The organism is Acinetobacter chengduensis (genome assembly GCF_003664645.1).
Taxonomy (GTDB): Bacteria; Pseudomonadota; Gammaproteobacteria; order Pseudomonadales; family Moraxellaceae; genus Acinetobacter; species Acinetobacter chengduensis.
The window spans coordinates 220,782-234,394 of record NZ_RCHC01000001.1 but is presented as its reverse complement, the minus strand read 5'-3'; the positions used below and the strand labels follow the sequence as shown (position 1 = coordinate 234,394).

Genomic DNA, 13,613 nt, shown 5'->3' with positions numbered 1-13,613 from the left:
TTTATTGAAAGCGTATATCAAAAATATCTATTCTAATAATTGGTGAAAGCTCTTAATTAAAACAAAAAAAATATTTCCGCAAAACTCAGTGAAAATCCATCATCGTCGGAAAGTTGAGTCTATTTGTTTTGTGACCTAAGTGGCCACAGGAGAGCTTTTCATGAGTGGAAAAATTGATGTGCGCGAAATCGATGCTTTAGTCGATGCGCAAAATGGACGTATTACGCCATCGATCTATACAGATCCTGATATCTACGAATTAGAATTAGAGCGTGTTTTCGGTCGTACATGGTTGTTCCTTTGCCATGAGAGCCAAATTCCTAAGGCTGGGGATTTCTTCAATACCTATATGGGTGAAGATCCAATTATTGTGGCACGTCAAAAAGACGGCTCAATCAAAGCATTCTTAAACCAATGCCGTCACCGTTCTATGCGCGTAAGCTTCGCAGACTGTGGTAACACACGTGCGTTTACTTGCCCATACCACGGCTGGTCATACGGTATTGACGGTTCACTGAAAGACATTCCACTTGAAGACCGTGCTTTCCCGCATGGTGCTTGTAAAGAGCAATGGGGTCTAGTTGAAGTTAACCGTGTTAAATCATACAAAGGCTTAGTATTCGCATGTTGGGATGAAACAACACCTGACCTAGAAGAATACATGGGCGATATCGCTTGGTACTTAGATGGCGTATTAGACCGTCGTCCAGGTGGTACAGAAATTATTGGTGGTGTGCACAAGTGGGAAATCGAGTGTAACTGGAAATTTGCAGCTGAACAGTTCGCATCTGACCAATATCACGCATTGTTCTCTCACGCGTCTGCAATTCAAGTTCTTGGCGCGAAACCAGATGACGAAGGCTCTAAAAAGCTTGGTGCAGCACAAACTGCTCGTCCAGTATGGGAAACTGCGAAAGACGCAATCCAATACGGTTCACGTGGCCATGGTTCAGGTTTCTTCTTTACAGAGAAGCCAGATGCAAACGTATGGGTTGACGGTGAAGTTGCAAACTACTTCCGTGAAACTTACGAAGAAGTGAAAGAGCGTTTAGGTGAAGTACGTGCACTTCGTCTTGCGGGTCATAACACGATGTTCCCAACATTGTCTTGGTTGAACGGTACTGCAACACTTCGCGTATGGCACCCACGTGGTCCAAACAAAACTGAAGTGTGGGCATTCTGTATTGCAGATGCTGAAGCATCACAAGAAGTGAAAGAAGCATTTGAACGTTCTGCAACACGTGCATTTGGTCCAGCTGGTTTCCTAGAGCAAGATGACTCTGAGAACTGGATTGAGATTCAAAAAGTTTTACGTGGCTACAAAGCACGTAAAAACAAACTCATCATGGAAATGGGTAAAGGCAACGAGAAAGTACGTGAAGACGGCATTCCAGGCATTACCAACTACATTTTCTCAGAAACTGCAGCACGCGGTATGTACCGTCGCTGGGCAGATCTGTTGATTCATGAAAAATGGGAAGACGTTGAAGCTGCGGCTGACGAATATGAGAAGGAGCTTATGAAATGAGTCAAGTGAGTTTAGAACTTCATCATCAAATTAGTCAGTTCCTTTTCCGTGAAGCAAAATTGCTTGACGATTGGAAATTCCGCGATTGGCTAGACACGCTGAGTGAAGATATTTCTTACACTTTGCGTACAACGCCAAACGCACAAACCCGTGACCGTCGTCGTTCAGTTGAACCCCCTACAACTTGGGTTTTCAATGATACGAAAGATCTTTTAGAGCGTCGTGTCGCTCGTCTTGAGACAGGTATGGCTTGGGCTGAAGAGCCTCCTTCACGTACAACACACATGGTGTCTAACGTGATTGCAGAAGCAACTGAGGTTGAAGACGAGTACGATGTGTACGTAACTTACTTGTTATACCGTACGCAAAAAGAGAAAGACGTTGTTATTTACTGTGGTAAACGTCATGACAAGATTCGTAAAGTTGAAGGTGGCTTAGGCTTCCAAATCTTCAACCGTAAGATCACGCTTGACCAAGTTACTTACAGCTCACATAACCTGAGTGTGTTCTTCTAATGAATAAGATTTTTGTTTGCCAAGTTGATGAATTAGACGAAGGCGAAGCATTGAAAGTAGATTGTGGCGTAAACGGTATCGAAGCGCTCGCTGTATTTAATAATGGCGGAGAATTCTTCGCGATGAATGATAAATGCAGTCATGGTAATGCTTCTATGTCAGAAGGTTACCTTGAAGATGACGGTACTGTTGAATGTCCATTACATTCAGCGCGTTTCTGTTTAAAAACAGGTGAAGCATTGTGTCTACCAGCAACTGATCCAATTAAAACTTTCCCAGTGATTGTTGAAGATGGTCAATTGTTTGTAGAAATGGCAGGAGAGTAATCATGGGTTGGCTACAAGGCGAAGTTGCACTTATTACTGGTGGTGGTTCTGGTTTAGGCTGGGCACTGGTTGAACGTTTCTTAGAAGAAGGTGCACAAGTGGCTGTTCTTCAACGTTCAAAGGCAAAAGTGGATGCATTGAATGAACACTTTGGTGGTAAGGTTCTTGCAATTGAAGGCGATGTAGCCAGCTATGCAGATAACGTTCGTGCAGTTCAAGCAACTGTAGAGCGTTTTGGCAAACTCGACTGTTTCGTAGGTAATGCCGGTATCTGGGATCACTATGCAGATATCGTCAATACATCTGGTGAGCAACTTGAAAAAGCTTTTGATGAGATTATGGGTATTAATACCAAATCACTCATCTTAGGTGCGAAGGCTGCGCTAGATGCATTGATCGCTTCTGAAGGTTCTATCATATTTACTTTGTCTAATTCGGCACTGTACTCTGCTGGCGGAGGCCCTGTATATACTGCATCTAAGCATGCGGGTGTGGGCATTATGAAAGAATTAGCCTATGAACTTGCGCCTAAAGTACGAGTGAACGCTGTTGCACCATCAGGTATGAATGTGAATATCAAAGGTGCTGCATCTTTGGGTCAAGAGAACCTTGGCTTGTTAGATGCACGTGATCCTGAGAAAATCGCACGTGGTATGCCACTGAATTTCTTACCTGAACCGGAAGAAATGACAGGTTCTTATGTGCTCTTGGCATCTCGTCAAAATAACCGTCCACTGACTGGTGTTCTGATTAATGCAGAATGCGGTCTTGGGATTCGTGGTTTACGTCAACCACGTGCAGGTTTCTTTGACGAATAAAAATCTAGTCTTAAATGGACTTATTGGCAGCTATCCTTTTAGCTGCCTTCCTTTTGGAGTCTCTCATGGCCGTTAAACTTATTTGTGCATCGCATAGTCCTTTAATGGAATTTGCTTCACCGCAAGATCAAGCGCAAGAGCAAAAAGTTCGTTCTGCATTTGCAACCTTGTCTGCTGAAGTCAAAGCTTACGACCCAACCCTGATCATTACGTTTGGTCCAGACCATTTTAATGGTTTCTTCTATGACCTGATGCCAAGTTTCTGCGTGGGCATTCGTGCCACAGCTGCAGGCGACTGGGATTATGGTAAAGACAATGGCCACATTGATGTACCTGAAGACCAAGCATTGGCTTTGGTACGCCGTGTACTGGATGAAGGTGTTGACGTTGCATACTCATACCGTATGCAAGCGGATCATGGCGTGACTCAGCCATTACATTTCTTATGTGACGGTAAACTTGATCGTTATCCAACGATTCCAATTTTTATTAATGGCGCTGCAGCACCAATGCCAACCACCAAGCGTACGCTTGCTTTGGGCCGTGCTGTTGGTCAGTTTATCAAGTCTTTAAACCTTGAAAATGAGCGTGTGCTTGTATTGGGTACGGGGGGGCTTTCACATGATCCACCTACACCTCAAATGGGTTCTGTACCACCTGAAGTGGAAGAGTTCCTAATTGCAGGTCGTAACCCGACTGAAGAGGCACGTAATGCACGTCAAGCCAAAATTATTGCAGTAGGCCAAAAATTGGCGGCTGGCGATACTTCAGTGGCTGTACCACTTAGTCCAGAGTGGGATATTGCATTGCTTGAAAAATTCAAAAATGCTGATTTTGCTGCTTTAGAAGCAATGACAGAAGACGAAATTCGTCGTGAAGGCGGTCGTGGCGGTCAAGAAGTACGTTCTTGGATGGCTGCATTTGCTACACTCAGTGAATTGGGTGAATACGACATGACAACTCATTGCTACGAAGACATTAGTGAGTGGATCGCGGGCTTCGGCATCGTATCTGCAGAATTGAAAGGTTAACAACATGAGCAACATTGAAACCGTTGTAATCGTAGGTGCTGGTCAAGCAGGTGCGAGTGCGATTTTAGAACTTCGTGCGAACAAATACGAAGGTAAAATCATTTTAATTGGTGATGAAACGCATCTTCCTTATGAGCGTCCGCCATTATCAAAAGACGTGATTCTAAAACCTGAAGAAACCAAGATTGAAATTTTGTCGATTGAAAAACTGGCAGATCTTGGTGTTGAAACAATTCGTGGCAATGGCGTTGTAAAAATCAATGCTGAAGCGAAGACTGTTGAACTTCAAAACGGTGACCTTGTTGCTTTTGACAAATTGCTTTTAGCTACAGGCGGTGCTGCACGTCGTTTACCAAACTTTGATGCTTTGGGTAAACACGTTTATACACTGCGTAACCTTGAAGACTCACAAGCACTCGTACCTGTATTACAAGCAGGTCGCCGTATCATTTTGATCGGTGGTGGCGTGATTGGTCTAGAGCTTGCTTCATCTGCACGTTTCAAAGACTGTGAAGTGACTGTGATCGAAATGGGTCCAATGGTGATGGGTCGTTCATCGCCACGTGTGTTAAGCGAATTCTTATTGGCACAGCAACGCCTTGCAGGCGTTGATGTACGCCTTGAAACGTCAATTGCAGATTGCAAATTGGATGGCGAAGAAATCGTTGTAACTTTAGGTGATGGTGAAGAACTTCGTGCAGATGCTGTAGTTTACGGTATTGGTATTGTGCCAAATTCACAGCTTGCAGTTGACGCAGGCCTCGAAGTTGATCTTGCAATCAAAGTAAATGAAAACTGCCAAACGTCGAATGCAGACATTTATGCTGCAGGCGATGTTGCAACTCAATTACGTGATTGTGGTAATCACCGCCGTGTTGAGACTTGGGAAAATGCCAATCTTCAAGCAGGTATCTTTGCACGTCACGTGATGAATGTTGAGCATCCTACCCCAAATCCAGCATGGTTCTGGACAGACCAGCTCGACATCAATTATCAATTCGTTGGTGATATGGCAGCAAGCGATTGGCTAGTACGTGGTGAAATTAACGCAGAACAACGTGCTGAATCTTCTTTCGTATTGTTCGGTGTGACTGACGGTGTGATCGTTGGTGGTATTACAGTAAATGCTGCTAAAGAGATGCGTCATCTTAAAAAGCTGATTAGCAAAAATGCTGCTTTTGAAGCGGACAAATATTTAGATTTAAGTCAAGATTTACGTAAACTTGTAAAGTAAGCTGAAATTCTAAGCAGAGCAGACTTGCGGTAACGTGGGTCTGCTTTTTTATGGCTGTTGTTTAGTCATCAGGTATACCCGCAATTTGCATTGTGATTTTGATGAGATTGCGTTGGGATGTCTTACTTTTTAAAGTGTAAAGTAACCAAAATCTTCTTATAGTACCGAGGGTATATGCTTATACCCCAAACGATCTGGTGGCATCCATACCGATTCCAGTATCGTTGATTGTGGATTTGAACATAAATTTGGTTCGATTCTTTCTAATACATTTTTATTGAGCAGTTTATGAGTTCAAATTCATCATCTCCCATCATCGTCACGGCAAGTATTTATGCCGTGCTGGTCCTGATTTGGGCAGCGACGCCACTTGCAATTGTATGGAGCGTGGCAGAAGTACATCCCATGTGGGTGCTAATCATTCGTTATTTTGGCGCGTGTATTATTGCCTTAGCAATTTTGGCAGTTATGCGTAATCCACTGCCTTTTGACAAAGTGTCGATGCAGAGTTACGTGGCAGGCAGTCTAAATTTGATTGGCGCACAGCTCTTTATTTACCTCGCAGCCAATTATTTAACCTCGGGCCTTATGGCACTTATTTTTGGTTTTTCACCATTGGTGGCTGGCTTAATTGGGCATGTGATTTTAAAAACCCATAAACTGATTTGGCTACAGTGGCTGGGTATGGCAATCGCCATTGCGGGTTTAAGTTATGTATTTGTCGATTCCGCAGACAGTCAGGTCAACCCATGGGGTGTGGTACTCATGCTGATTTCGATGGTGTCTTATATAAGCTCAATTTTTTGGGTCAAGCAGATCAACGCACCGTTAAAACCAATGTCACAAGCAACGGGATCACTCATGGTATCTGCATTGGGTTCATTGTTGCTGATACCATTTATTTGGCAATATTTTCCAACGCAAATGCCAAGTACCAATGCCATCATTGGTTTCTTGTTTACCATGATTTTGTCTTCCATTGTGGCGATGCTGTGTTACTTCTGGCTCATCAAACGCTTAGCAGCATCTACAGTATCACTGAGTAATGTGATGACACCTGTGATTGCATTGGTTTTGGGTGCAACATTGAATCATGAACATATCAGTATGCATGCCATTTGGGGCATTGCTGTGGTGATGTGCGGCATCGTGTTGTATTTTTGGAAAGAATGGCACGAGCAATATTTTGCCAAGTAAGATGCAGTGCTCATTAAAAGGAGGCTCATGCTTCCTTTTTTATGCCACTTTTAATATTTGTATAAAAAATGTTCCATGTGGAACACCTCTCATTTGGGTTTAATTTCCAGCCTTGCTTAAACAACTTAAAAATTGATCATGTTGCAAACTCTAGACGCATAAATTCAACAGAATTTAAATAAAACTGTGGCACTCTTGATAGATGTGCAATGACAGTTTGTCGATTCAGCATAGACAAAGGTGCTGTAGGTGGTTGAAATTCGCTACTTTCAGTGTCACTGTAGGGTTAAACTCGACAGAGTTGGCATATTTAACATTGAAGAACTCGAAATATTCATGAAGCAAGATTTAGAACATAAAAATTTCCAGTTACCTGCAGCGCGCTGTTTGTCGCATACTTGGCAACAGCCTGTATTTGATTTTCTTGCATCGAATCATTTTAATGGCACGCATTTTTTAAATGCTCTGCGTCCGCCTGAAGCACATAAGCGCTCGAATTTTATTAAATGGATGCTAAAGCGACGTAGCTCAACATGGAAGGTTGATCGTAAGCGTGAATATGCCACATTTGAACAAGCTTCGCGCTCTTTACCGCAAAATCGTCCCAATGCACGTTTAGACGATTGGCAAGTATGGTTTGTTGGCCATGCCACAGTGCTGATTCAAATTGGCCCATATAACTTACTGACAGATCCCGTATGGGCTGAATATGCAGGTCCAAAGCAAGGTAGTGGGCCACGTCGTGTTTGTCCTGCGGGCATTGCTTTAGAAGAGCTTCCAGAAATTCATGCCGTGCTATTGAGTCATAATCATTATGACCACATGGATATTGCCAGCCTAGAGTGGTTGCATGAACGCTTTGCGATGCCAATTTATACTGGCTTGGGCAATGGCTATTACTTGCCTGCGCATTTTCAAGTATATGAATTGGATTGGTGGCAATCGGCGTTATTGGGGGATTTGAAATTGGTGTATACCCCAGCGCAACATGGTTCAGGGCGTGGTCTACGCGATCAGAATCGTGCGTTGTGGGGTGGCTTCTCTGTATTAAATGGTCAAGACCATTGTTTTTTTGCAGGTGACACGGGCTATTCACCACATTTTAAAGACATCTTTGTCAAATATGGCGCGCCACGTATTGCGCTATTGCCCATTGGTGCATACGAGCCACGTTTGCTGATGCGTTATTTACACATGAATCCAGACGAAGCTTTTCAAGCGCATAAAGACTTACATGCTAAATGTTCTTTGGCGATTCATTACCGTACTTTCCAGCTTACGGATGAAAGCCGAGAGCAACCTGAAGAGGATTTGCAAAAAGCACGTCAGAAATCATCTAAATTGATGAATCCATTTATTTGCATCCGTGAAGGAAAACGCTTAACGGTTTAAGTATGTATGTTTTGCATCTTGAATGAGTGCAATGGCAATCATCGAAAGTGTTGCCATTGCTAGCTAGGTTCATCACAAATGGATTGAAGGCCTGTAAAAAGTAAGTTGGGTCAAGCCATACAATTAATCCGCTGAGAAGAAACATCGCAAGCAAATTGAGTGCATGTAAGAATAGACTTTTTCTGAATATAAAGAACAATAGACCAAATACAATCTCAGCAGTGCCAGACATTTGCATGAATACGCGCGCATGATCTGCTGTCACCCCTTGGAGCGCCCAAATGCGTAGCTCATCCGAGGCTTGTACTAAAATTTTAGGCACTAAGCCTTGATAGATCCATAAAATACCCAGTACAGCATGAATGCCAAGCAAAATGTGTCGATCTGTTTTAGTCATGAAGGCAACGTTCTAAAAAATGCTGTTGGTTATCTGCCGATGGCAACATGCAATGGTCTGTTGTGCCAAACAGTTGATAGCGATTGAGCGCAACCCCACGATATAAAAAATCACGAATCGCTTGAGGCATAAGGTAGCCTGCACAAAGAAGTGAGAAAGGCATGCCCAAATGCTGCATAACTTTGAGCAATGCGGTGGATTCCAGATAGCGTTGCCCATCATAAATCACCACCATCGTGGTGTAGTTGTCAGTCGACATTTTATAATGTTTTAAAATGGCTTCCCCAAGAGGCGATTGTATAGAGGCTAATTTAAATTTTTTTTGCTGGTCATGTTGAATTAAAAATTTGGCCCAGCTATTACACAGTACGCAAATCGCATCAAATAACACAATATTATGTTGTTGGATAATCTCTTCAATATTGTATTGCATAGCTAAGCCTTGTCTTTTAATTCTTAGTTTGAGTATAGCGTTTGTTTAATGATCATTCATTCAAAAAATGAGGGGGATTACATAGGTTTGAATGCTGAATTTGTTAGAAAAAGCGTAGATATTCTATATAGCGTGATGCAAAAGACAAGCTGTGTAGTATGTTAAATAAAACCTAATCACATCAATATATGAAAAACAAAATGTCATTTATTTTTAATATTTTAAATTGAATAAATCGATTGTTTCCATTCGTAAAACTCACTTCATATTGTCACTTAAACAGGTTAAGTTAAAGGTCGATTTAAAGATTTATACGGTTCGAAACATTACTTCATAATTATTTGGAGCTTTAACATGACGCAAAATACGCAAGCATCTGGTTGCCCATTTCATAATAAACAAGAGGGTGGACAAACCAGTTTAGCCAGCACTAATAATGCAGACTGGTGGCCGAATGCGCTTAACCTCGACATTCTTTCGCAGCATGATACAAAAACCAATCCTCTTGATCCTGATTTTGATTATGCGGCGGCATTTAACTCATTAGATTTAGAAGCTGTAAAACAAGATTTACGTGATCTGATCAATAGTAGCCAAGAGTGGTGGCCATCGGATTATGGTAGTTATATTGGTATGTTTGTGCGTACTGCATGGCACTTGGCTGGTTCTTACCGTAAGCAAGATGGCCGCGGTGGTGCCAACACAGGTAACCAGCGTTTTGCACCGCTGAACAGCTGGCCAGATAACGTCAATACAGATAAAGGCCGTCGTTTACTTTGGCCAATTAAGAAAAAATACGGCAATAAATTGTCTTGGGGCGATTTGATCGTTTTGGCCGGTACGGTTGCATACGACGTTGCAGGCTTAAAAACCTTTGGTTATGGTGGCGGACGTTTAGACATTTGGGCACCAGAAAAAGATATTTACTGGGGTGAAGAGCGTGAATGGCTTGCACCAACCAAAGAACGTTATGCAAGTGATGCTGATCGTTCATCTTTAGAGAATCCATTGGCCGCTGTACAAATGGGTCTGATTTATGTGAACCCTGAAGGTGTAGATGGCGTTCAAGATCCACTTCGTACCGCACAAGACATGCGTGTAACCTTTGACCGTATGGGTATGGATGACGAAGAAACCGTAGCCTTAACTGTGGGTGGTCATACCGTAGGTAAAGCACATGGTAACGGTAAAGCAGAATTGCTTGGCAAAGACGTTGAGGGTGCAGATGTTGAATTCCAAGGTCTAGGTTGGCATAACCCAGAAGGTACAGGCAATGGTGCAAATACCATGGTCAGTGGTTTAGAAGGTGCTTGGACGACACATCCTGACAAATGGGATAACGAATTCCTTTATCTATTGTTTACATACGAGTGGGAAAAAACACTCAGCCCTGCAGGCGCGAAACAGTGGGAACCTGTGAACATTAAAGAGGAAGATAAACCTGTTGATGCACACAATCCAAATGTACGTCGTAATCCGATGATGACAGATGCCGATATGGCGCTGAAATTTGACCCAGCTTATCGTGCAATTGCAGAGCGTTTCTATCATAACCCAGCAGAATTAGACGATGCTTTTGCTCGTGCTTGGTTCAAGTTGACTCACCGTGACATGGGGCCAAAAACGCGTTACTTAGGTGCAGATGTACCGAGCGAAGATTTGATTTGGCAAGACCCAACACCTAAAGGCAATGTATTGTCTGATGCAGACGTTGCTGATTTAAAAGCGAAACTATTAAATAGCGGTTTAACGTCGGCTGAGTTAATTGCAACAGCATGGGACAGCGCACGCACTTACCGTGGTTCTGACTTCCGTGGTGGTGCAAATGGTGCACGTATTCGTTTAGCACCACAAAAAGATTGGGTGGGCAATGAGCCTGCACGCTTAGCTAAAGTATTAGCAAAATTGGAAGAAATTAAAGCCTCTTCTTCTGCTCAAGTGAGCATTGCAGACTTAATCGTGCTGGGTGGTACAGCTGCGGTAGAGCAAGCAGCCCATGCTGCGGGTGTGGATGTGAGTGTGCCATTCCTTTCAGGTCGTGGCGATGCATCGCAAGAACAAACAGATGTTTACTCATTTGAAGACTTTGAGCCAAAAGCAGATGGTTTCCGTAACTTTGTGAAACAAGACTTTGTGGTTCAACCAGAAGAAATTCTGCTCGATCGTGCGCAATTACTTGGTTTAACTGCACCTGAAATGACAGTGTTGGTGGGTGGTTTACGTGTATTGGGCGCGAACTATGCAGGGGATAAAGCTGGTGTATTTACTGAGAATGTAGGTACATTAAGTAATGACTTCTTTGTGACCTTGACTGATATGGCTTACAACTGGAAGCCAACGGGTAAAAACTCGTACAACATCGTAAGCCGTGCAACAGGTGAAACTAAATACACAGCAACTCGTGTAGACCTGGTATTTGGCTCTAACTCAATTCTGCGTTCGTATGCAGAAGTGTATGCGCAAGATGACAACAAAGCGAAGTTTGTAAAAGACTTTGTGGCTGCATGGACGAAAGTGATGAATGCAGACCGTTTTGATGTGAAGAAATAATTTGCATTGAGATGTAAAAAAACCGCCTTTAGAGGCGGTTTTTTAATGGGACAATGAGCTGTTTTTAATCCGTCAATTTTTATAGCAAAGCATTTATTCAGGACTATAACGCCAAACACTATGTAAAAAATTCTGTTTGGAATTCCACGGTGTAAGATGAATGGCATGCTCATGTTGCTGTAGCTGAAATGCTACACCTAAAGTATTTTGCAAGAGTTCAATGCTGTAACGCTGTACAGGCAAGCCACTGCACTTTTCAGGGCCATTTTCAGCGAAAGTAGACATGAGCAAGAGTGCATCATTCTTTAAACTGGCTTTTAATTGATGCAGATAACTCTGCTTTTGCAGGTCACTTTGCATAAAATGAAAGACAGCACGGTCATGCCAAACATCAAAATAGTTTTTAGGTAATGGTGCTTGGGCAATATCACCCACAATCCATTGAATATGGGAGCGATCCAGCTGTTTTTGCTCTAGACGGTTTTGAGTTTGTGCCAGTGCAGTCGCAGATAAATCTAAAACATGTAAATGTACATAACCCGCTTCAATCAGTTGATCGATTAATAGGGATGCACCGCTTCCGACATCAATAATTTGAGCATCTGCCACAATATTGTGAAATTTGAGATGCTCAATTGTTCTGTTATCTTGTGTTTGATACCAGCTGACTTGTTCTGAATCTTTATTTAGATATACATCTTCCCAATAATTGTTGCTCATTTACCGTTGTCCTATTTGACTGCATTCAAGCACAGCATGATGATTCTATATTATTTATTATGATTTTATAATATATTTATATATAAACTACTTTTTGTTTTTGATGTGTTGATTGTCACATCGTGATGTTATTTTTATGATGAACATCCTTATGAAATAGCCGTTGAAATTACATACACTAAAGGCAAAATATAAAGTAAGTAAAATGTATTTTTTTGATTGTATTAAAAGAAGAGTAGGTGGGTAGGATGAATAGAAAGAATCATGCTTTAAAAATAATGATGGCCACTTTTGCGCTCAGCGGTATTGCGCCCCTATCGCAAGCTGAAAACAATACAGCACCGTCCTCTTTGAGTGTTAAAGTCGCCAGTACCAAGCCTGGGACTATTTTATCAGTACAATCTCAAATGATTTCCTCTGATTTTCAGCATGCTGGACAGCGTTATTTGATGACTTACCGTAGCCGTGGTGTGAATGGCGAACCTATTGTGACATCTGGATTTATTTTATTGCCCAAAGGTCAAGCGCCAAAACAAGGCTGGCCAATATTGGCTTGGGCGCATGGTACAACAGGAGTGGCAGATACTTGTGCTCCATCAGCAGATTATCCCAATGGGCCTGTAAATGAAGCACAGCAAGTGGCTAATGTTGCATTAGATCATTGGTTAGAACAAGGTTATGCCATCGCAGCAACGGACTATCAAGGTTTAGGTACGCCCGGTATCCATCCGTATATGAATGTATCAAGCCAGTTGCATGCGGTTGTGGATGCTGTTCGGGCAACACATGCCATGTTCCCACGTCAGATGAGTAAAGAATGGATGGTGATGGGGCATAGTCAAGGCGGTGCAGCAACTTTAGCTGTGGCAGCGTATGGGCAAAAAGATGCGCCTGAATTTAAGTTGCGAGGAGCAATTGCCTTAGCGCCAGGTGGATATCAATATGAAGGTATTGCTGAATATGCCAAAGCCAACCCTCATCCAGATACCAGCGTTGCTGCATTTTTTCCAATCGTACTGCTTGGTGCACAAGCGGCAGATCAGACCTTGGTTCCAGACCAACTTGTTGGTGAGCAAATGAAGGATTTGCTGAATTTGGGACGTAAGCGTTGCCTGAGTGAATTACAGTCAGAACTGAAACAAGCGCCTGACTCGATCTTTAAGGCAGATGTAAATTTAGAGCCGTTATTAAGTTATTTAAAGCAACAGTCCATTGAGCGTATGACACCTTCAGTACCTTTGGCAATTGTACAGGGAACGGCTGATCATCTGGTCGATTACCGAGGTACCTATCAATATTATCAGCAGGTTTGCCAAGAAAATAAACCCGCTGTTTATTATACCATTCCAAACGGTGATCATCGGGATGCCGTCCGTCAAAGCGCAAAATTTTCAGCAGAGTTTATGGCGGTTTTAGATCAAGGGAAAATCCCAAGCTCTTGTTCAGCTCTGCAAAATGCAAATGCTAAATAA

The 13,613-nt window shown here is 42.6% G+C and carries 13 protein-coding genes; 10 read left to right on the top strand and 3 right to left on the bottom strand.

Annotated features, from left to right (window positions below):
• The first annotated feature begins 160 nt into the window (after positions 1-160).
• From hcaE to D9K81_RS01080, 8 genes are all read left to right on the top strand, one after another.
• Positions 161-1,528, top strand: coding sequence for a 3-phenylpropionate/cinnamic acid dioxygenase subunit alpha (gene hcaE / locus D9K81_RS01115; RefSeq protein ID WP_120374669.1), 1,368 nt, complete (start codon positions 161-163; stop codon positions 1,526-1,528).
• Complete coding sequence (gene hcaF, locus D9K81_RS01110; protein WP_120374670.1) at positions 1,525-2,043, top strand: 3-phenylpropionate/cinnamic acid dioxygenase subunit beta; 519 nt, start codon at positions 1,525-1,527, stop codon at positions 2,041-2,043. Before hcaE ends, hcaF begins: the two co-directional genes overlap by 4 nt.
• Positions 2,043-2,369 (top strand): 3-phenylpropionate/cinnamic acid dioxygenase ferredoxin subunit, encoded by a 327-nt coding sequence (gene hcaC / locus D9K81_RS01105; protein WP_004278517.1) that lies wholly within the window; start codon positions 2,043-2,045, stop codon positions 2,367-2,369. Before hcaF ends, hcaC begins: the two co-directional genes overlap by 1 nt.
• A 2-nt stretch (positions 2,370-2,371) precedes the next feature.
• Entirely contained in the window at positions 2,372-3,187 is an 816-nt protein-coding gene (gene hcaB, locus D9K81_RS01100) for a 3-phenylpropionate-dihydrodiol/cinnamic acid-dihydrodiol dehydrogenase (protein WP_117006843.1), read from the top strand.
• 65 nt (positions 3,188-3,252) lie between these two features.
• Positions 3,253-4,218, top strand: a complete 966-nt coding sequence (locus D9K81_RS01095) for a 3-carboxyethylcatechol 2,3-dioxygenase (protein ID WP_120374705.1) — start codon at positions 3,253-3,255, stop codon at positions 4,216-4,218.
• 4 nt (positions 4,219-4,222) lie between these two features.
• On the top strand, positions 4,223-5,452 hold the full coding sequence (gene hcaD / locus D9K81_RS01090) for a 3-phenylpropionate/cinnamic acid dioxygenase ferredoxin--NAD(+) reductase subunit (RefSeq protein ID WP_120374671.1): 1,230 nt from the start codon (positions 4,223-4,225) through the stop codon (positions 5,450-5,452).
• 288 nt (positions 5,453-5,740) lie between these two features.
• Positions 5,741-6,649, top strand: coding sequence for a DMT family transporter (locus tag D9K81_RS01085; RefSeq protein WP_120374672.1), 909 nt, complete (start codon positions 5,741-5,743; stop codon positions 6,647-6,649).
• 336 nt (positions 6,650-6,985) lie between these two features.
• A complete protein-coding gene (locus tag D9K81_RS01080; protein WP_120374673.1) occupies positions 6,986-8,041 on the top strand; it encodes an MBL fold metallo-hydrolase in 1,056 nt (351 codons plus the stop codon).
• Here the strand turns inward: D9K81_RS01080 and D9K81_RS01075 are convergent.
• Both D9K81_RS01075 and D9K81_RS01070 read right to left on the bottom strand, forming a co-directional pair.
• Positions 8,004-8,438 carry a DoxX-like family protein gene (locus D9K81_RS01075; RefSeq protein WP_228199830.1) on the bottom strand — a complete coding sequence of 145 codons (435 nt, stop codon included), beginning with the start codon at positions 8,436-8,438 and terminating at the stop codon, positions 8,004-8,006. The two genes, D9K81_RS01080 and D9K81_RS01075, sit on opposite strands and share 38 nt — an antisense overlap.
• Positions 8,431-8,871, bottom strand: coding sequence for a thiol-disulfide oxidoreductase DCC family protein (locus D9K81_RS01070; RefSeq protein WP_120374674.1), 441 nt, complete (start codon positions 8,869-8,871; stop codon positions 8,431-8,433). Before D9K81_RS01070 ends, D9K81_RS01075 begins: the two co-directional genes overlap by 8 nt.
• 354 nt (positions 8,872-9,225) lie before the next feature.
• Here D9K81_RS01070 and katG point away from each other — a divergent pair, with 354 nt between their 5' ends.
• A complete protein-coding gene (gene katG / locus D9K81_RS01065; protein ID WP_120374675.1) occupies positions 9,226-11,421 on the top strand; it encodes a catalase/peroxidase HPI in 2,196 nt (731 codons plus the stop codon).
• Positions 11,422-11,514: 93 nt separating this feature from the next.
• On the opposite strand, the gene D9K81_RS01060 is transcribed toward katG, so the two are convergent.
• The gene (locus D9K81_RS01060; RefSeq protein ID WP_120374676.1) at positions 11,515-12,141 is read right to left on the bottom strand and encodes a class I SAM-dependent methyltransferase; all 627 of its coding nucleotides are present in this window, start codon (positions 12,139-12,141) and stop codon (positions 11,515-11,517) included.
• Positions 12,142-12,389: 248 nt separating this feature from the next.
• Here D9K81_RS01060 and D9K81_RS01055 point away from each other — a divergent pair, with 248 nt between their 5' ends.
• The gene (locus D9K81_RS01055) at positions 12,390-13,613 is read left to right on the top strand and encodes an alpha/beta hydrolase family protein (RefSeq protein ID WP_120374677.1); all 1,224 of its coding nucleotides are present in this window, start codon (positions 12,390-12,392) and stop codon (positions 13,611-13,613) included.